Below are 21,899 nucleotides of genomic sequence, written 5' to 3' on the forward strand. Positions count from 1 at the left end.
GAGATCGTTAGCCTCCAGCGGTATCGCATCCTGCATTGCATTCGTCTGGTATCAGCAGCTCAATGCGTTCAAGAGCCCACTGGGCTACTGCATGGGGCATTTCTGACAACGCCGCGTCACGATGAGATTTACTGGCGTCCATATCGCCCTTCTGCGCCAGGCAATAGGCCAGAACCGCATTGGCCAGCGTGCGCTCGGTGGGGCGATCCAGCAGATTCGCGTAGCCCAGAGCTTCCTGCCCCCGTGCACTGGCCGAGGTGCAGTCTCCACGCTCAATGCTCTGAAACGCACTGCGTGTTAACACATAGGCCAGGCGAAACTTGGCGTCGGCCTCGCGCAACTGCTCGATGGCCTCATTCAACCCGACATCGGCCCCGCCCTGTGCGATTTGGCACAGGGCGGCGAAGCAGCGGGCAAACGGTGCTTCGCTGCCTTCGGGAAGCTTCTCGCCAAGCTGCAGCAACTCCTCACAACAGGCACTGGCGGCGACATAATTGCCAGATTCATACTCCAGCATCGCCAGATATTCCAAAGTCTGGAACTCCCCGTGGCGCATGCCTTCCTTGCGGTACAGTGCCTTGCCTTCCTGCAGCAACGCCCGCGCATCGTCAAACCGGTGTTCGTGGAATCGCAACATACCCAACGAAGCCGGAATGGCCGGTGGTCGCATCCGGCTCCTTTCCGCCAGCGCAGACGCTTCCATCAGCATGGCATCGGCCTGCGGCAGATCCCGTTCCAAAAGCGCCAGGCATCGGGCCGCCTCCGCCAGACCGGAAACTGCCTCCCGCTCCGTTCCGCTGCGGGTGGCCCGCTCGGCCTGCTCCATGCTTTCCCAGGCCTGAATACCCTGGCCGTGGGACCATCGAAGATTACTTGCCAACTGGTATCCCCGACGGGCGTGATCAATGGCGTCGTATTCCAGAGCATGCTCGGCCAATACCACCAGCTGGTCGGAAGCTTTTTCCCAGTCGTCCACGCAGGTGGCCGACAGCAGAATGTCGTTCAGTTCGATGGAGTAGCAGACACGATCGACCTCCGACAACGACTCGACCATCTGAAGCCCTCGAGTGGCCAGCTGACGGGCATCTTCATTGGCAAAAAACCGTGCACACAAGCGCCCTGCACTGATGCAGGCCCGCACCGCCAGCGCGGTGTCTCCGCTTAGGCTGGCGTGGTGGGCCAGGTCGGAGGCGTAATCCAGATCAATGGCGGATTCCTGCTCCAGCAACAGCGCAATGTGCCGATGCATCACTGCACGACGGGTGGGTGACAAGGCATTGTAGATACTCCGGGCGATCAGGTTGTGCACAAACTCGAATCCGCCGGCTCTGGTCTGAATAAGGGATTGCCGCTCGGCGGTTTCCAGGGCGGTTCCGGCATCCAGGGCAGACTGGCCAGAAAGCTGACAGAGGCGTTCAATAGAGATCCTTGGTGCCAGCAACGCCGCCCAGCGGATCACTTCCGCCTCATCGACATCAATTCGCGACATCCTGTCCAGCACCAGCTCTTGCAGGGAACCGCCTGCGCCGCCCGATAATTCGGCCCGGGCCAGCTCAACCGCCAGCAGCGGATTCCCCCTGCACCGCTGGCACAACTCGTCGCTGTCTGCGCCGGGCGCGCGCTGCTCTATGATGCGCCTGACGTCGGCATCGGCCAGTGGCTTCAATCGCTGCTCATACAGCAGGCGATCGTGCCGCAAGCCCCTCAGCACACGTTGCATGGCCCGGTTGTCTTCCAGTTCGGCCTCCCTGGATGCCAGCAGAATCATGAGTGGCCGATCCCGGTTCATCCGGGCGACGTAATGCAGCGCCTCGGCACTGGACTCGTCACTCCACTGCACATCATCAAAGAATAGGGCCAGCGGCTTCTGGGTCAGCTGTGCCTGGACAGCGGTGTTGATTTGCTCAAGCAGCTGTTCCCGACTGGTCGCCGGTGCGAATGCGGCATTGCCTTCCCCCTTATTCTGGCGCAGGGCATCCAGCCAGAGCGCAAAGGGACGCAGGGTTTCAGCCTCAAAGGCAGCCGCAGACAAGGACGCAAATCCGGTCTCGGTCGTTAGCCTGGCCGCTTCCTTTAACAGGGTGCTCTTGCCAATGCCCGGCTCCCCCCGCATGAGAATGACCATCGCGCAGGACTGGTCAACGGAGGTCCGTATGGCGGTTGAGAACTGGCTGATTTCGTCGTCGCGTCCCACCAGCTGCGTCCTGGGTCGCGGGAACATCGGCTCGGCCACGGGTTCAGGCTCGGGCGAACGGGGCACCTCCGGGCGCTGGCGGCCAGCACCCGGGGCTCCGTGCAGGGCCTGAACAAGCGCCGGACTGGACTCAACCCCCACCTCCTTCAGCAGACGATTGCCCAATCGGTACTGCTGCTCTGCTTCATCGCCAAGGCCATTGGCCACCAGCAGGCGAATCAGCTGGGCTCGCTTGCTCTCATCATAGGGCGAACTCACCGCCAGGGTGCGGGCATAGGGCAAGGCCCTGGCCAGCTCATCGGCTTGACTGCGCCGGTCGACAATCTCCTGCAAAAGCGTCGAACGCGCCTCATTGATGCGGTCCCGTTCACTGACACACCAGGCGTGGAAGTGGTGAAAGTTAGGCAGCTCCAAGCCTTCCAGCAGGTTGCCCTGAAAGCTACTGGCGGCATGTTCAAGGGCGTCCAGCGGCTGGTCACTGAGATCCCCCTCCACCAGGCGATACAACTCAAGGACATCGATATGGGCGCCGGCGGGGGTGAAGCGAACCTGGTTGCGGTCAGCGAGAATGCGGGTGTCGTGCTGGGAATCCACCAGATTGCGAATCTTGGACAGACTCCAGCGCAGGGAGCCACGGGGATCATCCGGGATTTCCCACAGCAATTCGCACAGGGACTGGCGATGGAAGGCGCGATCCTGGATAGCCAGGTACACCAGCAGGGCCCGGGTTTTTCGGGATGGTGGCAAGGCCAGCACTTTACCGCCGCGCATCACCTTCATGTCACCAAGGAAATGCAGATAGAGGTCCATCGTATGAGTCGGCCTTTGCCCTGATCGTCAAATCATTATAGGAACCGCCAGAAAACAAACTCAAGGCAAAGCCGTTGGGTTTGAGTCGTCATTGGAACAAATTCCACGGTGGCTACCACGGTGGCTCCATTGCTTCCCACTTACCGTGGGTACCTGGATCAGCAATCAGGAGATGACCCATGACCCGATACAACTCCATTCTCGACACCATCGGCAACACCCCTCTAGTGAAACTCAACCGGTTAGCCCCCGAGGGGGTGAACGTGTACGTCAAGGTAGAAGCTTTCAACCCCATGGGTTCAGTCAAAGACCGGATGGCACGGGAAGTTATGGAACAGGCAGAACGCAGTGGCGACCTGAAACCCGGGCAAACCGTGATCGAAGCCACCAGCGGCAACACAGGAATAGGTCTTGCGATGGTCTGCGCGGCGAAGGGCTACCCACTGGTGGTGGTGATGTCGGAAAACTTCAGTGTGGAGCGTCGCAAGTTGCTGCGTTTCCTTGGCGCCAAAGTCATCCTGACGCCGGCGGCGGAAAAGGGCACCGGCATGCTCAACAAGGCCGTTGAACTGGCGGAGGCACATGGCTACTACCTGTGCCGGCAGTTCGACAATGACGCCAATGCCGAGATACACCGCAAGACCACCTCCCGGGAAATCCTGGCCGACTTTGCGGATGAGCCTTTGCATTTCTGGGTCTCCGGTTATGGCACCGGCGGCACCTTGAAAGGCGTGGCGGATGTGCTGAGAGCCGAGAGCCGCCAAACCCAGATCATCGTCGCCGAACCGGATAACTCTCCGGTACTGGCCAGCGGTATCCCCCAGGTCAGGAACCAGGACGGCTCGGTGGCCAGGAGTCACCCCCGGTTCCGCCCCCACCTGATGCAAGGCTGGGCACCGGATTTTATTTCCTCCCTGACGGAGGGTGCCGTCACCGACGGCTGTATCGACGAGATCATCCCGGTAAACGGACAGGACGCACTGACACTGTCCCGGCGCCTCGCCCGGGAGGAAGGCATCTTCGCCGGTATTTCCAGTGGCGCAACTCTGGCGGCCGCCCTGACCATTGCCGAGCGCAGTGAGCCGGGCACCAACATCGTCTGCATGCTGCCGGATACCGGCGAGCGCTATCTGTCGACCCCCCTGTTTGCCGATATCACCGAAGATATGACGGAAGAAGAGATAGCGCTGTCACGATCAACCCAGGGCTACAGGTTCGATTTGCCGCCAGCCCCCAAGGCTCCGCCTGCCCCCGCAGCCGTGCCCGTCCAGATCGTTACCGATGCCTCCGTTAAGGACTACACCGAGCGACTGATCGACAACGAACCCGTGGTGATGTTTGCGCTCGAATGGTGCGAGTTCTGCTGGGCGGTTCGGAAGCTGTTCACGAGCCTGGGTGTGCCCTACCGCAGCGTTGACCTCGATTCGGTGGAATACCAGGCCAACGATCGGGGCGGCAAGATTCGCTCCGTACTCAGCGAGAGCCTGGGCGTCTCCACCATCCCACAAGTCTTTATTGGCGGCGAATGGATCGGAGGCTGCTCTGAGGTCTTCGCCGCCCTTCAGGATGGTTCGCTAAAGGAAAGACTTTCCCGCAGCGGCATTGCCATCACCTCTGTTCCTAAGCACCCCGAGAAATTGCTGCCCCAGTGGATACAGCCCCGTTGCGCCAGCTAACTGATACAGGAGATTCGCCATGACATTCATCAACATCATCGACCCGGCCGAGGCCAACGCTGACGTCCTCGCCATGTACGACACTGAACTGAAGGGAAACGGGTTTCTGCCCAGTTATGCCAAGGTGTTTTGCCATCGCCCCAAAACCATGGATCTGTGGGCCGACTTGCACCGGGGCATACGGGAACAGCTGGATCGCAGACTTTACGAACTGGCGACGGTCGCCGCAGCCGTCGAACTGAAAAGTACAGCCTGCAGCCTTGCCCATGGTGCGAAGCTGGCGCGGTTCTACAGTGCGGACGACGTATTAGCGATTGCCAGCGGTGAGGAAGCGAGCGCGCCCGGTTTCTCTGAACAGGATGTAGCCGTCATGGCATTGGCCCGGAAAGTAGCCCGTGATGCAGGGAGTGTGGAAGCCGACGATATTCAGCGCCTGAAAGCCTCGGGCCTGACCGATGGAGAGGTGTTCGACATTGTCGCTACCGCCGCTGGCCGGGCCTTTTTCACCAAGCTGGTCGAAGGGCTCGGAGCTCTGCCGGATGCTGAAATGGCGGCAGTCGGGCTGCCCCTGTGTGAAGGCATGGTGGTGGGCAAGCCGATTGACGGGACCTACGGAAGCTATCAGAACTAAACGTCCCTCCAGAGCGCGGAGCCCCTTTTGGGGGCTCCTGCCTCACACTCCGGCCATCCATGTTTCAATGACAGTGATGGCTGATTTCCCCGATGTGCCTGTGGTCGGTGCCACAACAGCCCCCCAGGATGGAGAAACTCGGGAACGCGCTCCGAAGCTGTTTGTATTGCAGGCCCAGCTCCTCGGGATTCCCATCATCCAGCTCTTCGCAGGCATCCAGCTCGTCATGACTCAGGCGGGAGGCATTTGCCCGGATTCCCTGTATCCGTTTCACCCAGTCTTCTCCGGCCTCCAGAGCCTGGCTGAAATGATCCGGATGAGCGCAGTTAATCATGTAGTAGGCAGGGCCGTTATCCGTCGCCTCGTCGACCCGTTCAATGGCGTCCTTCAGGATGGTTCCATCGGGCAGACGACCGTCTGTCTCTGTGGTGAACGAAATAACAGCCGGAATACCCGCATGCTGCGCCGCCAGGGTAATCCCGATGGCCTCTTCCGGGTAGGTCATGGTGATCGCCGACACCATGTCCGCGTTGGTGTCTGCAAAGGTGGCAATCTGGTGTGAGTGGTACTGCCTTGCCTCCTCGCCGGACATGCGACTGGTCACCTGGTAGCCATCACCCCTGGGTCCGATGCACCCACTAATGACGATTGGGCTTTCAGGTACTGAAAATTCTTTGCGCAACGACTCGAGAAGCTCAATCGCCAGGCGGTTATAGCAATCAAGATCGGACTCGCTATGCCCCAGTTCAGCGCCCCAATCCCGGTTGGCCCTCCAGGTCGGGCTCTCCAGAACAAAGCCCTGATGGCCGTGAACGGCGATGGCGAGATAAGACTCATAGTATTCACGTAACGCTGTCCGCCCCGGTGCGCTGTCCAGAAGCGGATAGGCCGCAAAAAACGGCAAATCAAAGCCATTATGGAAAATGAGTGTAGTCTCGATGCCACCATCGGTCAGGAACAGAGTGCCCCTGGATTGCGGAAGTTGTTCCCGGTAGATGCTCATGCTGCCCTCCTTCAGAATGCGTCATAGCAAGTTTTAAAGGACAGTCTATGCCCCTCCGTCACCAAAAGCAGTGGACCATCAGTGCGGAAATAAAGATTACTTAAATCAACCATTTCAACAACTTAAAACAAACCTAAAAATTTCAGGCGCATCCTCGGGAATTAGCTATACCCTTGGTATAGCTAAGAGGAGGTCAAAACCATGACAACCCGAAGCAACAGCAGCCACGACCGGATACTGGAGGTTGCACAGAGCGTCATTCTGCAAAAGGGATTTGCCGGCACGTCCATTGACGACATTCTCGAAAAGGCGGCCATCACCAAAGGCGGTTTTTTCTACCACTTCAGCGGGAAAAGTGATCTTGCGAAGGCGCTGGTGAACAACTACCTCGATGGCGACAAAGCCATCTTTAAAAACCTGTTCACGCAGGCCGATGCCCTCAGCGAAGACCCGCTGCACCAGCTACTGATTTTCCTGAAACTGTTCGCGGACCTGATGAGCGACCTTGCCGAAGCACACCCCGGATGCCTTGTGGCGGGCTTCACCTACGAAAGCCAGCAGTTCGACGATGAAGTGCGGAATCTCATAAAGAGCGGCGTACTGAGCTGGCGAAAGATGATTGCCGAACGGCTTGAAGCGGCCAAGGAGAAATACCCTGCGGTCTGTGAAATCGACACTGAAACGCTGGCAGATATGTTCACAACCACTATTGAGGGAGGGATTATTTTGTCCCGGATTTTTCAGGACAAAACCATCCTGGTGAAGCAGGTGCTGGCCTATCGCACACATTTACGGCTGGTGTTTGGGGATCTTGGGTGAGCTTCGCCAACCACTCCCTCACGAGGAGTGCGATATTTTACCGATCAGGGAGGGAGTCACTGGCCCGAACCTTAGACCCTGCAGGAGTCATCGCGAGTGAGTTCCTTGACCCGGGCATTGCGGGAGCCAAGGGGGGCGTTTTTCTCCAAAATGTTCGTCTCGCATAAGAAACCATCCGGTACCTGTTCAATTCCAGCATCGTAGGGATGGCTCAGTTCCAGCTCCATGATCAGGTCCTTATTGGAACTTTCGGGGATTGTTAAGGCGCAGGATCACGCCAGCATTGGCCGCATGATCCTCCCCCCATTGGCAGGGTGGCCAGCCAGCGCTGTTAACTGTATTATCCGCCGAGGTTAACAGCCCCCATTCAGCAGTAAACAGCGTGACCGGAGACCCTACATGCGCAACGCCGATCTTGTCGCTCGCGATCTCAAATCCGTTTGGCACCCCTGCACCCAGATGAAAGATCACGAAAGTCTGGCACCCGTCCCCATCAAAAAAGGCACTGGTGTGTGGCTGGAAGATTTCGACGGCAATCGCTACATCGACGCGGTGAGTTCCTGGTGGGTGAATCTGTTTGGCCATTCCAACCCGCGCATAAACGCAGCCATTCAGGAGCAAATGGGTCAACTGGAGCACGTTATCCTGGCGGGCTTCACTCATGAGCCGGTGGTCAACCTGTCGGAACGGCTGATCGAAGTCACACCGGAAGGCCTGAACAAGTGTTTCTACGCAGACAACGGTTCTTCGGCCATCGAAGCCGCGCTCAAGATGAGCTACCACTACTGGAAGAACCACGGCAAGCCGGGCAAGAAGAACTTCGTCAACCTGAGCAACAGCTACCATGGCGAAACCCTGGGCGCCCTGGCGCTGGGTGATGTGGCCCTGTACAAGGACACCTACCAGCCACTGCTGATGGAAGTCCTCACGGCGCCCTCCCCCGATGCTTACAACAAGGAGCCGGGTGAGACCGACGAAGCCTACGCGCTGCGCCAGTTTGAAGCCATGGACAAACTCCTGGCGGAAAAGCACGACGACATCTGCGCCGTCGTGGTGGAACCGCTGATTCAGTGCGCCGGTGGTATGCGGATGCACCATCCGATTTACCACACCAAGCTGCGTGAAGCCTGTGACAAGTATGGCGTGCACCTGATCGCCGATGAAATTGCCGTCGGCTTTGGCCGAACCGGCACCCTGTTTGCCTGCGAGCAATCCGGCATCACACCGGATTTCATGTGTTTGTCCAAGGGACTGACCGCCGGTTACCTGCCGTTGTCGGTGGTGCTGACCACCGACAACGTCTACGATGCGTTCTACGACGACTACGAAACCCTGAAGGCCTTCCTGCATTCCCACAGCTACACAGGCAACCCGCTTGGCTGTGCGGTGGCGCTGGCCACCCTGGACATCTTCCGGGATGACAACGTGATCGAGAACAACCGCCGTTTGTCCGCCTGTATGGCAGACAGCGTCGCCCACCTGGCCGACCATCCGAACGTTGGGGACATCCGCCAGCACGGCATGACCATGGCGGTGGAAATGGTCAAAGATAAGGCCGCGAAAACGCCGTTTCCATGGCAGGAACGCCGGGGCATCCGGGTATTCAAGCATGCATTAACCCGCGAGTCCTTGCTTCGCCCCCTGGGTAATGTGATTTACTTCATGCCGCCTTACGTCATCACCGAGGAACAGATCCGGCATCTGGCTCAGGTGGCGACGGAAGGCATTGAAATCGCCGTTCGAGACTGACACAGGACCCGACCACCATGCGCATCCCCCGCATCTATACGGATTCCCCCCTGGGCGAAGGCGTGACTACGGATCTGGATGACAACGCGGCCCAGCACGTGGGCCGCGTATTGCGCATGCAACCCGGGCAGGAACTGCTTCTGTTCAACGGGGACGGCAAGGACTATCCGGCCACCATCGCCGAATCCGGCAAGAAGCGGGTCGCGGTGTCCGTGGGCACACCGGTCGACAATCCGACAGAATCCTCACTTTCCATTGTTCTTGGCCAATCCCTCTCCAAGGGCGACCGCATGGATTACGCCGTGCAGAAAGCCGTTGAAATGGGCGTGACGCAGATCGTGCCGCTGACCACCGAACGGTGCGATGTAAAGCTCAAGGGTGACCGGGAAGAAAAACGCCTGCGGCATTGGCAGTCGGTGGCCATCAGTGCCGCCGAACAATGTGGCCGCGCCCGGGTTCCTGACATCCTGCCGGTCATGACCATTGACCAGTGGCTGGAACACAGCCGCGAATGCAATCTGCGCCTGGTTCTTCACCACCGGACCGAACAATCCCTGTCATCGATGACGCCGCCGGCCAGTGTTGCCCTGATGGTGGGCCCCGAGGGTGGGCTGACTGCCGACGAAATTGCCATGGCCGAGCAGTCCGGTTTCCACCCGGTCGCTCTGGGGCCGCGCGTCCTGCGCACCGAAACCGCTCCTGTTGCCGCCATCGCCCTGTGTCAGTGGTTGTGGGGTGATTACGGCAATCCTACCTGACCGGTACAGCCGTCTCAGACTGGCGCCCAAGTCATTGACAGGCCTGAGGTTGACACACATGATGCTGAGTCAATCGCCTGCCTGACGGGCTCAAAAACGATACGAAAGAACCACCTAGCGCGAGTTACGGATGACGAGTTTGTTCACCAACCCTGAGTTCTGGCAATACCTCAGTATCCCTGTGATTGCCGCCCTGATTGGCTGGACCACCAACTGGCTGGCCATCAAAATGACCTTCTACCCTCTGGAATTCGTCGGCAAACCGCCCATCTTTGGCTGGCAGGGCATCATCCCGTCCAAGGCCCGGAAAATGGCGGCCAAGAGCGTCGACGCCACCATCGCGAAAATTGGCACCGTGGATGAAATTTTCCAGCAGATCGACCCGAAGGTGCTGGCCACACACATCGTCAGCTCGGTGGACCCCCGTATCGAGGAATACGTGGATGAAATGATGGCAAAGGAGCACCCGACCTTCTGGGAAAACCTGCCCTCCTCCGCGCGCAAGATGGTGTACGAGCGAGTCAGAAAGGCGACCCCTCAGCTGGTCGACAATCTGGTGGAAGATCTATCGGACAACATTGAGGATCTCCTCGACATCAAAGGCATGGTCATTGACCGCCTGGCCAGGGACAAGCGGCTTCTGAACCGGATCTTTCTGGAATGCGGCGAGGTGGAGTTCCGCTTCATCATCAACTCCGGCCTGTATTTCGGTTTCCTGTTCGGTCTCATCCAGATGGCCGTCTGGTATTTCTATCCGGTCTGGTGGGTGCTGCCCTTCTTCGGCTTGCTCGTGGGCTGGGCCACCAACTGGATTGCCCTGAACGTCATCTTCCGGCCACTGCATGCCAGGAAAGTTGGGCCACTCAAGATTCAGGGACTGTTCCTAAAGCGCCAGCCGGAAGTGGCCGAATCCTTTTGCCACATCGTGACCCATGAAATCCTGACGGTGGGAAATATTATTCGCGCCATTCTGGATGGCCCAAAAGGCGACCGCGCCCGAAACATGGTCAAGAAACACATCAAACCTCTGGTGGACGAAACCGCTGGCATGGGCAAGGCACTGACCCAGGTGGCGTTCGGCCCCACCGGATTTGCCACCCTGAAGAACCAGGTTGGGGAAAAGGCCATCGAGATTTCAAAGACGTCGTTCAACAACCCGGTGTTCGAGCAGGACCGGGCGCGGGCGGTGGAATCGATTATGGTGGAACGCATGACGGCGTTGTCGTCTGAGGAATTCCAGGACCTGTTGCGGCCCTGTTTCCAGGAAGATGAAATCAAGTTGATTCTAGTGGGCGCTTTCCTGGGGATGACCGCGGGTATCTTCCAGCTGGTGTTCGTATTCGGTCAGGCGGTGCTCTGACCGCCCGCCTTATCCGACGGCACCACCCTTATTACGGTCGGGCCGTCTCTTCACCTTGCGGAGTCAACTTTTCGGCCGGCTCAGTAGACTCTTCATCTTGCCCGTCAGCCTCTTCACCATCCTTCACCGCGCGGTCCACCAGGTCAGGATCCCTGGCAAGTTCGGCAAAGGTTTTGTCAAACAGATCGTGCTCTCCGCGAATCTCCTTGAGCGGGATCGGAAAGGGCAAACGATCGACCACCCGATCCTCATCCTGACGAACCGCAGAAAGCACATCATTAATGGTGATGCGATCCAGCACCCGGCCAGGCACCAGCTGGTCTCCCTGACGACCCGCCAGCGATAACAATCCAGCCCGGATGAGTTTGTCACTCACCCCGCGTGTGACCTCGCCCGGCACTCGCAACCGTTGCTCCAGTTCCTCTTGCTGAGGCGCAGCCTCACCTTTGGTGAACGGCACGGACACCAGCCACATGAGCGACAGTGCCACCTTTTCCTGCAACTCGGGCGCCAGCTGAACCTGCCGACGCTTGGCCACCGATCCCGGGTTCTGCAAATAGAAGGTCAGGCTGGCACCCAGCAACAGGATCAGCCAGTTAAGGTATGTCCAGATCAACAGGATGATACCGATGGCAAAGCTGGAATAGATGGCTGCGTACTTCGCTGACCCGGCAACGAAGGAGGCGAACAACATGCCGGCCGCCTGCCAGGACACCCCGGCCACCAGCCCGCCAATAAAGGCGTACTTGAGTTTGACCCGGGTATTGGGCATGAAAATGTAGACGAAGGTGAAGGCACCGACCACCAGGAAGAATGGCGTTAACCGGCTCAACATCAGGATGGCCGACCCGAACGGTTCGATGGCGATGAGTTTCTGAACGAACGTGGAGGAGAAAATGGTGGCACTGACACCAATGGCCGACACCATCAGCAGCGGCCCCACCATGATCACGCTCAGGTAATTGCTGAAACGCTGCCCCAGCGAACGCATATCCGGCACTCGCCAGATCATGTTGAAGGAACGTTCGATCTTTTGCAGCAGGGAGATCACGGTGTAAACCAGCAGGGCCAGGCCGAGAGAACCCAGGACCCCCACCTTCATATTGTCCACGAAGCCGAGAATCTGTTCGGCTATTTCCAGCCCCTGGGGCCCCATGGGCTCGAAAAACTGAAACAGGAAAGGCTCGATTCGCTGGTGCACCCCCATTGCCTTCAGTACCGAGAAACTGAGCGCCAGCAAGGGCACGATACTCAGCAAGGTGGTGTAGACCAGCCCCATGGCGTGAAGGGTCAGGTGACCACTGAGGACATCCCGGATTAACGCATAGGAGGTGCGCCCGGATTTATAGAGCCAGGTCCACGGCCACTGCGTCGGTGGATTGGGGTTGGCGAGTATCCACGTTTCTACGGCCTTCAGCCGGTCTTTCATTTGGGAAGAAGCCACTCAACATCCTGTTGTCACGGTTTTACACAGAATATCAGGCAGATACCTGACACAACAGAGTATGGCCAATTCCAGGCCAATTGCGAACCTAACCAGACTGCATAACCATATGGCATGAATTTACTTCCAGTTATATAGCGATTCCTGTAGAAATGTCTGCGAAATTGACGAATTTTTCCGAACAGGTGTTCCTTTATGCGTCTGCAGTATTCTCTGGCCCTCGTTGCGGCCACCGCCATCGCTCCGGGTGCCGCCCTGGCAACCAACGGTTACTTTGCCCACGGCTACGGCACCATCAACAAAGGCATGGCCGGTGCCGGAACAGCCCTGGGACAGGACAGCATTGCCGCCGCGACCAACCCCGCCGGTATGGCGTTTGTAGGTGACCGGATGGACGGTGGATTCGAGATCTTCTCGCCCAGACGCCAGTATGAAGTTGAGGGAACGGTTCAGGCGCCTCCCGCCTTTTCACTGCAGCCGGGCACCTATAAAAGCAGCCGTAACGGTTTCGTGATTCCGCACCTCGGCTTTAACCGGCAGGTCACCGACGAGCACACACTCGGCGTATCGGTGTTTGCCAACGGTGGCATGAACACCTCGTACCCCGGCAAGAACGGCGGTCCCTTTTATGGTGGCCGCACCGGTGTCGACCTCAAGCAGGTATTTATCGCGCCGACCTGGTCCTGGGAATTCGCGGACAATCAGGCCTTCGGTATTTCCCCCCTGATTGCCTATCAGCAGTTCGAGGCCAAGGGACTGAGCCAGTTTGCGCCCTTCTCTTCCGACCCTGACGCGCTGACCGACAACGGCACCGACGATGCCTGGGGTTACGGTTTCCAGATCGGATGGCAGGGTGAAATCACCGACACCCTGCGCGGCGGCGTCAGCTGGCGCAACATCCTGCACATGAACGAATTCGACAAGTATCAGGGCCTCTTTGCCAGGCAGGGGGACTTCGATATTCCCCAGATGTTCAAGGCGGGCATAGCCTGGTCTGGGATTCAGGATCACTGGATCCTGCTGGATGTTCAGCACATCCGCTACAGCGAAATTGACAGTGTGGGTAACCCGCTGCTGCCGAACCTGCAGACCGCCCAGCTGGGCAACGATGACGGCGCCGGTTTTGGCTGGGACGACATGACTGCCTACAAGCTGGGCTGGCAGTGGCAGCAGACCAGGGAGCATGCCTGGCGCGCTGGCATAAGCTACGGCAAGAACCCGATTTCCAGTGAAGATGTGCTGTTCAACATCCTGGCCCCGGGCGTTCAGGAGTGGCATGTCACTGGTGGTTTCACTCACAACCTCACCGCAGATCTGCAGTTGTCCGGCATGGTGTTCTATTCACCAGCCAAAGAAGTGAAGGGCCCCAATCCGCTGTCACCTAACCAGACCATTGCTCTGGAGATGTACCAGGTCGGCGCCTCCGCCAGCGTCGGCTGGAGCTTCTAGGACGGTATAGAAATTGAGATAAACAACGGACGATCTCACTCGCCCCGGCACTGCCGGGGCTTTTTTATTTGGGCGGCGTCTAGGCGACGGAATTGAGATTGCCCGCTGTGATATTCACGATGCGCTGTCGTGCCTCCCGGCTTGCCCAGGCTGAGTGCGGTGTAACGATGAGATTGGGGATGTCATCCGCCAGCAACGGATTCCCATTGCGGGGCGGCTCTTCGGTCAGCACATCAAATCCTGCACCACCGATCTGGCCTGAACGAAGCGCATCGGCCAGCGCCTGCTCGTCCACTAACCCACCGCGGCTGGTGTTGATCAGCAACGCGTCGTTTTTCATCATGCCCAGCTCACGGGCGCCGATAAGATTGCGGGTCTCCTCTGTCAGCAAGCAATGCAGTGACAGTACATCCACTTTCGGCAACAGCTCGTCCAGGGGAACCCGTGGAATGCCATCCACTTCCCCGGCCTCCTGCCCCGGCCTGGCCCCAAGCAGAATATTCATTCCGAAGGCCCTGGCTCGTTCGACCACGCCCTGCCCCAGATCACCGTAACCAATGACCCCCAGTGTCCGGCCTTCCAGCTCTAGAATGGGATGGTCCATCAAACAGAACATATCGCTTTTGGCCCATCGCCCTTCGCGAACGTCCCGGTCGTAATCCAGTAGACGAGTCGCCAATGCCAGCATAAGCGCCAGGGTGTGCTGGGCGACCGTCGAACGGCCATAGTTGGTCACGTTCATCACGCGAATGTCATGGTCCCTGGCGGCCGCCTGATCGATGTTATTCAGACCGGTGGCGACCACGGCGATGTGCTTCAATTCGGGACAGGTTTCGAAATGGGATCGCTGCAACACCACTTTGTTGGTGATAACAGTGTCGAATCCGCGAATTCGATCCAACACCTGCTCCGGTGTCGTTCGTCCATGTTTCACCAGCGAACCGGTGGCCTGCTCGATGGGCGACAGGTCGACGTCGCTTCCCAGTGTATCGGCGTCGAGAAAGACGGCTTTCATGCTTTTCTTTTCTCCTCCATTCAGACACGCACAGATTAGGTTAGACTGAAGCAAACGTGCAAATGAGGGCCTCGATCATGGAGCATCAATTCTGGCACGAGCGCTGGGCTAAAAAGGAAATCGGTTTTCACGAAGGAACGGTGAACCAGTACCTTCACGACCACTGGCCGGATCTGGCCGGAGCCTCGTCCGATGCGGTTCTTGTTCCACTCTGTGGCAAAGCCCACGACATGTGGTGGCTGCACGACAGGGGCCATCCGGTGATTGGTGTCGAGCTGAGCCCGGTCGCCTGCAAGGACTTTTTTGAGGAGGGACAGGAGAAAGCCAGGGTGCATCCCGGCGAACCCTTCACCACCTTCAAGCACGATGATCTCGAACTCTGGTGCGGTGATTTTTTCCAACTGGTGCCGTCGGACCTCAAGCACGTTCGTCTGGTCTATGACCGAGCCGCGCTGATTGCCCTGCCACCCAATATGCGCAGGGGCTACGTTGAGCATCTGACCGCCATCATTCCGGACGGCACCCGCATCCTGCTGATCACCCTGGACTACGACGGGCAACTGCAAGGCCCTCCGTTCAATGTCAGTGACGATGAAGTCCGGGAACTCTACGCCGACGATTACGACATTGAACTCCTGCTCACCAACACCCTGCCCCGGGACCACCCGTTCACCAAGCGCAAAGGGCTGGATGGCGCTACGGAAAGCGTGTTCCGGCTGATCAAGCAGTAGTCCCCTTCGGCGACAGTTTGTCGGGGCGCAGGAATTTTTTGTGCGCCCCGGCCACAGCGCTACAAAAAGGCGCCGCGCCTAACATATTTTAATGAACCTTAACCACTTCCCTGCTGTCCTAATTTTCGAGCGTGAACTAAGCTCAGGATAAGTAGCTGCCACAAGAGCAAAAACGCCAGGCAGCTCGTAAACACCTTCCTTTTCACCCATAACGAAACAGACCGCCCTGAACGGCGGAACCGATGCAACGGGGATATTGCGTGAACTGAGTACTGACTTTTTCAGAGAGCAAGCGAGGCGCCATCTATGACCATCATGCAGCACTTCAAGGACCGGTATGCCAGCACCCAGGAGGAAGAATTTACCCTGGAGGAGTACCTGGAAATCTGCAAAAAGGACCCAACGGCCTATGCCACGGCCGCTGAACGAATGCTGATTGCCATCGGCGAACCCGAACTGATTGACACCTCACGTGACTCCCGCCTGTCGCGCATCTTTTCCAACAAGGTCATCAAGCGCTACCCGGAGTTTTCCGAGTTCTACGGGATGGAGGAAGCAGTCGAAAACATCGTGTCCTTCTTCCGGCATGCTGCCCAGGGCCTGGAAGAAAAGAAACAGATTCTGTATCTGCTTGGCCCCGTCGGCGGCGGTAAGTCCTCTCTGGCTGAAAAGCTCAAGGCACTCATGCAGAAGGTCCCCTTCTACGCCATCAAAGGCTCGCCGGTGAACGAATCGCCGCTCGGCCTGTTCGACCCGGCCGAAGACGCGCAGATTCTTGAAGAAGAATACGGCATTCCCTCCCGCTACCTGACGTCCATTATGTCCCCCTGGGCCGTCAAACGGCTCCACGAATACGGGGGTGACGTCAGCCAGTTCCGGGTCGTGAAACGTTACCCGTCCGTGCTCGATCAGGTGGGCGTGTCCAAAACCGAGCCGGGCGATGACAACAACCAGGACATCTCCGCCCTGGTGGGCAAGGTCAACATCCGCATGCTGGAAGATTTTTCCCAGGACGATCCGGATGCCTACAGCTTCAGCGGTGGCCTGTGCAAGGCCAACCAGGGCCTGCTGGAATTCGTGGAGATGTTCAAGGCACCGATCAAGGTTCTGCATCCCCTGCTGACCGCCACCCAGGAAGGCAACTACAACACCACCGAGGGCATGGGTTCTGTGCCCTTCGATGGCGTGATTCTCGCCCACTCCAACGAATCCGAGTGGCAGACCTTCCGTAACAACAAACACAATGAGGCATTCCTGGATCGGGTATACATCGTCAAGGTGCCCTACTGTGTGCGGGTAACAGAAGAGATCGAGATCTACAAGAAGCTGCTCAAGAACAGTTCACTGTCCGGCGCGCCCTGTGCCCCGGACACCCTGGACATGCTGGCCCAGTTTTCCGTGCTCTCACGTGTTAAGGAGCCGGATAATTCCAGTATTTTCTCCAAGATGCGTGTATACGATGGCCAGAACATCAAGGACACCGATCCCAAGGCCAAGTCCATTCAGGAGTACCGGGACTCTGCCGGTGTGAACGAGGGCATGGACGGTCTGTCGACCCGCTTTGCGTTCAAGATCCTGTCCAAGGTCTTCAACTTCGACACCACCGAAGTGGCCGCCAACCCGGTCCACCTGCTGTATGTCCTCGAGAAGCAGATCGAGCAGGAACAGTTCCCGACCGAAACCCAGGAGCGCTACCTGCGCTACATCAAGGAGTTTCTGGCGCCCCACTACGTCGAATTCATCGGCAAGGAAATCCAGACCGCGTATCTGGAAAGCTACAGTGAGTATGGCCAGAACCTGTTCGACCGTTACGTCACCTATGCGGACTTCTGGATTCAGGATCAGGAATACCGGGATCCGGAAACCGGGGAGATTCTCGACCGTTCTTCCATCAATGACGAACTGGAAAAAATTGAGAAGCCGGCCGGCATCAGCAACCCGAAAGACTTCCGCAACGAGGTGGTCAACTTTGTTCTGCGGGCTCGGGCCAACAATCAGGGCCGCAACCCGTCCTGGCTCAGCTACGAAAAGCTGCGCGCTGTGATCGAGAAGAAGATGTTCTCCAATACCGAGGATCTGCTTCCTGTCATCTCGTTCAACCCGAAAGCAAGTCAGGAAGACCAGAAAAAGCACAAGCAATTCGTGGAACGCATGGTCGACCGGGGTTATACCGAGAAGCAGGTACGCCTGCTGGCCGAGTGGTACTTGCGGGTTCGCAAGTCTCACTAAGCCTGTGACCGAGCGCTGAACGGGAGTTACGCTATGGGTATGACTCACGTCGTCGACCGGCGACTGAACGGCAAGAACAAGAGCGCTGTGAACCGGGAACGGTTTCTGCGCCGCTACCGGCACCACATCAAGAAAGCCGTGTCGGATGCGGTGCAGCGCCGCTCCATCACGGACATTGAGCGGGGTGAGCACGTCAGCATTCCCACCCGGGATATCGAAGAACCGATCTTCCACCACGGGCAGGGAGGTAGTCGGGAAGTCGTGCATCCGGGCAACCAGGAGTTTGTCGCTGGCGACACCATCCCCAAGCCCGGGGGCGGTGGCAAAGGCCAGGGACAAGGCAGCGCCAGTCCGGATGGCGAAGGCATGGACGAGTTTGCGTTCCAGATCACCCAGGACGAATTCCTGGACTTCCTGTTCGATGACCTGGAACTGCCCAACCTTGCCCGTAAAAAGCTCAAGGATACCGAGTCGTTCAAGTACGTCCGCTCGGGCTTCACCACTCAGGGCGTGCCCGCCAAGCTGGACGTTGTGCGTTCACTCCGTGGCGCCCATGCCCGCCGCCTGGGTCTGGGCGGTGCCCGGAAGAAAAAGATCCGGGAAATGGAAGCGCAGCTGGAGGCACTGAAAGCCGCCCCGGCGGAGCTGGACCCCGCGTTCAGTCACGAAGATCAGGTGCAGGCGCTGGAGGAAGAAATCGCTCGCCTGAAGGCCAATGTACGTCGCATTCCCTTCATTGACGAAATCGACCTGCGCTACCGCCAGCACCTGAAGCACCCCCAGCCGGCCACCAGTGCCGTGATGTTCTGCCTGATGGATGTATCCGGGTCCATGACCCAGATGCACAAGGACATTGCCAAGCGTTTTTTCATCCTGCTCTACTTGTTCCTCAAGAAGAACTACAAGAAGATTGACGTTGTCTTCATTCGCCATCACACCAGCGCCAAGGAAGTGGATGAAGAGGAGTTCTTCTACTCCCGGGAAACCGGCGGCACCATCGTCTCGAGCGCACTGAAGCTGATGAAGAAAATCGTCGACGCCCGCTACCCGTCTTCAGAGTGGAACATCTATGCCGCCCAGGCATCCGATGGCGACAACTGGAATGACGATTCCCCCGTGTGCAGCAAGATTCTGGCAGAAAGCCTGCTGCCGCTGGTTCAGTACTACGCCTATATTGAGATAACGCCGCAGGATCACCAGATGCTCTGGTACGAGTACGAAAAGATCATGCAGGAGTTCCCACAAAGTTTTGCCATGCAGCAGATAGCCGACCCGGGCGAGATTTACCCGGTGTTCCGCCAGTTGTTTGAGAGGAAAGCCGCATGACCGATTTCGTGGATCGCCCCAACGCTCCGGAGGAGCCGGGGCAACCCAGAGCCAATGAGCCGATATCCAGCAGCTCCGAATGGACCTTCGAACTGATTCAGCAGTACGACGAGGAAATCGCCAGGTGCGCACAGGAGTTCGGGCTGGACACCTACCCCAATCAGATTGAAGTGATCAGCGCCGAACAGATGATGGACGCTTACAGCTCCGTGGGCATGCCAGTGGGCTATCACCACTGGTCATTCGGCAAGCAGTTCCTGAGCACTTCCAAGAGCTACCAGCGCGGGCAGATGGGGCTGGCCTACGAGATCGTGATCAACTCAAACCCCTGCATCGCCTACCTGATGGAGGAAAACACCCTGCCCATGCAGGCGCTGGTGATTGCCCACGCCTGTTACGGCCACAACTCCTTTTTCAAGGGCAATTACCTGTTCCGTACCTGGACCGATGCCAGCGCGATCATTGATTACCTCGTATTCGCCCGGAACTTTGTTGCCGAGTGCGAGGAACGCCACGGCGTCGAAGCGGTGGAGGAAATCCTGGATTCCTGCCATGCGCTGATGAACTACGGCGTGGACCGGTACAAGCGCCCGGCCCCGATTTCTGCCGTGGAAGAGCAGCGCCGACAGCAGGAACGGGAGGAGTACCAACAGCGCAGGATCAACGATCTCTGGCGCACCATTCCTCACCACGATGACATTGATCCCGTCGAGCAGAAAAAGCGGTTCCCCGAGGAACCCCACGAGAACATTCTCTATTTCATCGAAAAGAACGCGCCTCTGCTGGAAACCTGGCAGCGGGAGATTGTCCGTATCGTTCGCAAGCTGGGGCAGTACTTCTACCCCCAGCGCCAGACCCAGGTCATGAACGAGGGCTGGGCTACCTTCTGGCATTACACCCTCACCCACCGGATGTACGAGAAAGGGCTGGTCAACGACGGCTTCATGATGGAGTTCCTGCAAAGCCACACGGCCGTGGTATACCAACCTCCGTTCAACAGCCCCTGGTATTCGGGCATCAACCCCTACACCCTGGGTTTTTCCATCTTCACCGATCTGCGCCGGATCTGTGAAAATCCTACCGAGGAAGATCGGGAGTGGTTTCCCGACATCGCGGGTTCAAACTGGTTGGAAACCCTGCACTTCGCCATGAAGAACTTCAAGGACGAGAGTTTTATCCTGCAGTTCCTGTCACCCAAAGTCATGCGGGATCTGAAGCTGTTTTCGGTTCAGAACGATGATCAGGAAGACGTTTACCGCGTTACCGCCATCCATGACGATCCGGGCTATCGACCGCTGCGGGAAAAGCTGGCCCGCCAGTACAACCTCAGCTACCGGGAGCCCAACATCCAGGTCTGGAACGTCGATGTGCGCGGCGACCGGTCACTGACCCTGCGTCACGTTCCCGTTGACCGGGTGCCACTGGGCGAAGATACCGATGAAGTGCTGCGCCACGTGCACCGTCTGTGGGGATTCGATGTGCATCTGGAGAGCGTCGACAACGACAAGGTTGTGGAGGAGTTTCACTGCCCTCAGTCACAGGCCAATGCCCCAACCGACTGAGTTTCTTACTCACAACAGACTTTGGAGCCAGTCCACCATCCAGGGCACGATCAGGGCGGTGGCAAATGCGGACAAGGCCATCGCCAATCCCGAGAAAGCCCCCATCTGGGAGCTGACCTGAAACGCCCGGGCCGTCCCAATACCGTGGGCGGCAACCCCCATGGCAATGCCTTTGGCGGTGTCATCCTTGATACGCAGCCACTCAAACAGCTTGGTGCCCAGAACCGCTCCAGTGATGCCTGTAATCACCACCAGCACAGCCGTCAGTGAGGGCAGCCCGCCAATTTTCTCCGAGATCCCCATGGCCACCGGAGCCGTTGCCGACTTGGGTGCCAGGGACATCTGGATTTCCGTCGAGCCACCCAGTAACCAGGCCAGCCCTATGGAGCTGCCGGCCGCAATAATTACACCGCACACCAGCGAAATGGTAACGGGAAGCCACAGTTGCTGAAGCCGACTGAATTGCTCGTAAAGCGGCACCGCCAGGGCCACTGTCGCAGGCCCCAGCAGGAAGTGCACAAACTGCCCGCCTTCGAAATAATCGTCGTAGGAGGTCCCAGTCAGCAGCAAGACACCAATGAGCATGGCCACGGACGTGACCACCGGATTGGTCAGCGGATTGGAGTTGGCACGAAGATACAACCGATAGGCGAGCGCGTAGGCCACCATAGTGATGGTCAGTCCAAGCAGCGGCGATGCGGACAGGTAAACCCAGATATCCCTCAGGTTCGGATCAGTCATCATCAGCTCCCGCCCCGTTATCCTGAGGCCGTGCCAGCCAGCGGGTGGTCAACTGCATGATCAACGCGGTAGCGACCATGGTAAGGACAGTGCTCAGTAGCAAGGCAATGGTGATCGGCAACCACTCTGCGGCGATGCGATCAAAGTGCACCATCATTCCCACGCCCGCCGGCACGAACAGCAGGGAAAGGTGGGAAAGCAATGCCGACGAAGCCTGATCCAGTGACTCCGCCGTTCGCCCCCGAATCCACAGGGTAATAAACAACAACACCATGCCGAGCACCGGCCCCGGAATGGGGACGTCCGCAAGACGCACCGTCACTTCACCGATCAACTGGTAAACCAGTAACCAGGTAATGCCATGGATAAATGACATAGGCAGAAGGCCTGTTCGCTAAGAAA

General features: G+C 58.1%; 18 protein-coding genes. 11 read left to right on the plus strand and 7 right to left on the minus strand.

The features are described 5' to 3' along the window. Positions 1–7: 7 nt before the first annotated feature. Entirely contained in the window at positions 8–3,004 is a 2,997-nt protein-coding gene (locus K8I84_RS08645; protein WP_223794342.1) for an ATP-binding protein, read from the minus strand. A gap of 179 nt (positions 3,005–3,183) precedes the next feature. Between K8I84_RS08645 and cysK the strand changes: the two genes are divergently transcribed. Beyond that, a complete protein-coding gene (cysK, locus tag K8I84_RS08650) occupies positions 3,184–4,680 on the plus strand; it encodes a cysteine synthase A (protein WP_223794343.1) in 1,497 nt (498 codons plus the stop codon). A 19-nt stretch (positions 4,681–4,699) separates the two neighbouring features. Further along, positions 4,700–5,311 (plus strand): carboxymuconolactone decarboxylase family protein, encoded by a 612-nt coding sequence (locus K8I84_RS08655; protein ID WP_223794344.1) that lies wholly within the window; start codon positions 4,700–4,702, stop codon positions 5,309–5,311. A gap of 64 nt (positions 5,312–5,375) precedes the next feature. Here the strand turns inward: K8I84_RS08655 and K8I84_RS08660 are convergent, their stop codons facing one another. Continuing rightward, entirely contained in the window at positions 5,376–6,314 is a 939-nt protein-coding gene (locus tag K8I84_RS08660; RefSeq protein ID WP_223794345.1) for a homocysteine S-methyltransferase family protein, read from the minus strand. Positions 6,315–6,515: 201 nt separating this feature from the next. Here K8I84_RS08660 and K8I84_RS08665 point away from each other — a divergent pair, with 201 nt between their 5' ends. Continuing rightward, positions 6,516–7,133, plus strand: a complete 618-nt coding sequence (locus K8I84_RS08665; RefSeq protein WP_223794346.1) for a TetR/AcrR family transcriptional regulator — start codon at positions 6,516–6,518, stop codon at positions 7,131–7,133. 71 nt (positions 7,134–7,204) lie between these two features. Here the strand turns inward: K8I84_RS08665 and K8I84_RS08670 are convergent, their stop codons facing one another. Further along, complete coding sequence (locus tag K8I84_RS08670) at positions 7,205–7,360, minus strand: hypothetical protein (protein WP_223794347.1); 156 nt, start codon at positions 7,358–7,360, stop codon at positions 7,205–7,207. Between the two features lie 172 nt (positions 7,361–7,532). On the opposite strand from K8I84_RS08670, the gene K8I84_RS08675 reads away from it, so the two are divergent. From K8I84_RS08675 to K8I84_RS08685, 3 genes are all read left to right on the plus strand, one after another. Beyond that, on the plus strand, positions 7,533–8,882 hold the full coding sequence (locus K8I84_RS08675; protein WP_223794348.1) for an adenosylmethionine--8-amino-7-oxononanoate transaminase: 1,350 nt from the start codon (positions 7,533–7,535) through the stop codon (positions 8,880–8,882). 17 nt (positions 8,883–8,899) lie between these two features. Further along, positions 8,900–9,640 carry a 16S rRNA (uracil(1498)-N(3))-methyltransferase gene (locus K8I84_RS08680; protein ID WP_223794349.1) on the plus strand — a complete coding sequence of 247 codons (741 nt, stop codon included), beginning with the start codon at positions 8,900–8,902 and terminating at the stop codon, positions 9,638–9,640. Positions 9,641–9,770: 130 nt separating this feature from the next. Beyond that, on the plus strand, positions 9,771–11,000 hold the full coding sequence (locus K8I84_RS08685; RefSeq protein ID WP_223794350.1) for a DUF445 domain-containing protein: 1,230 nt from the start codon (positions 9,771–9,773) through the stop codon (positions 10,998–11,000). 31 nt (positions 11,001–11,031) lie between these two features. On the opposite strand, the gene K8I84_RS08690 is transcribed toward K8I84_RS08685, so the two are convergent. Next, positions 11,032–12,444, minus strand: a complete 1,413-nt coding sequence (locus K8I84_RS08690; RefSeq protein ID WP_223794351.1) for a YihY/virulence factor BrkB family protein — start codon at positions 12,442–12,444, stop codon at positions 11,032–11,034. 195 nt (positions 12,445–12,639) lie between these two features. Here K8I84_RS08690 and K8I84_RS08695 point away from each other — a divergent pair, with 195 nt between their 5' ends. Further along, the gene (locus K8I84_RS08695; protein WP_223794352.1) at positions 12,640–13,893 is read left to right on the plus strand and encodes an OmpP1/FadL family transporter; all 1,254 of its coding nucleotides are present in this window, start codon (positions 12,640–12,642) and stop codon (positions 13,891–13,893) included. Between the two features lie 79 nt (positions 13,894–13,972). Here K8I84_RS08695 and K8I84_RS08700 read toward each other — a convergent pair whose 3' ends face one another. Next, a complete protein-coding gene (locus K8I84_RS08700; protein ID WP_223794353.1) occupies positions 13,973–14,908 on the minus strand; it encodes a D-2-hydroxyacid dehydrogenase in 936 nt (311 codons plus the stop codon). Between the two features lie 77 nt (positions 14,909–14,985). Between K8I84_RS08700 and tmpT the strand changes: the two genes are divergently transcribed. From tmpT to K8I84_RS08720, 4 genes are all read left to right on the plus strand, one after another. Then, positions 14,986–15,639 (plus strand): thiopurine S-methyltransferase, encoded by a 654-nt coding sequence (tmpT, locus tag K8I84_RS08705; protein ID WP_223794354.1) that lies wholly within the window; start codon positions 14,986–14,988, stop codon positions 15,637–15,639. Between the two features lie 306 nt (positions 15,640–15,945). Further along, complete coding sequence (locus K8I84_RS08710; protein WP_223794355.1) at positions 15,946–17,868, plus strand: PrkA family serine protein kinase; 1,923 nt, start codon at positions 15,946–15,948, stop codon at positions 17,866–17,868. Positions 17,869–17,901: 33 nt separating this feature from the next. Next, on the plus strand, positions 17,902–19,194 hold the full coding sequence (locus K8I84_RS08715; RefSeq protein ID WP_223794356.1) for a YeaH/YhbH family protein: 1,293 nt from the start codon (positions 17,902–17,904) through the stop codon (positions 19,192–19,194). Beyond that, complete coding sequence (locus K8I84_RS08720) at positions 19,191–20,756, plus strand: SpoVR family protein (protein ID WP_223794357.1); 1,566 nt, start codon at positions 19,191–19,193, stop codon at positions 20,754–20,756. Before K8I84_RS08715 ends, K8I84_RS08720 begins: the two co-directional genes overlap by 4 nt. Positions 20,757–20,765: 9 nt before the next feature. Here K8I84_RS08720 and K8I84_RS08725 read toward each other — a convergent pair whose 3' ends face one another. Then, positions 20,766–21,497, minus strand: a complete 732-nt coding sequence (locus tag K8I84_RS08725; RefSeq protein ID WP_223794358.1) for an LrgB family protein — start codon at positions 21,495–21,497, stop codon at positions 20,766–20,768. Next, a complete protein-coding gene (locus K8I84_RS08730; protein WP_223794359.1) occupies positions 21,490–21,873 on the minus strand; it encodes a CidA/LrgA family protein in 384 nt (127 codons plus the stop codon). The genes K8I84_RS08725 and K8I84_RS08730 overlap by 8 nt, the downstream gene beginning before the upstream one ends. Positions 21,874–21,899: the final 26 nt, after the last annotated feature.

The sequence above is a fragment of the Marinobacter sp. F4216 genome (assembly GCF_019931195.1).
In the GTDB taxonomy this organism is placed as follows: domain Bacteria; phylum Pseudomonadota; class Gammaproteobacteria; order Pseudomonadales; family Oleiphilaceae; genus Marinobacter; species Marinobacter suaedae.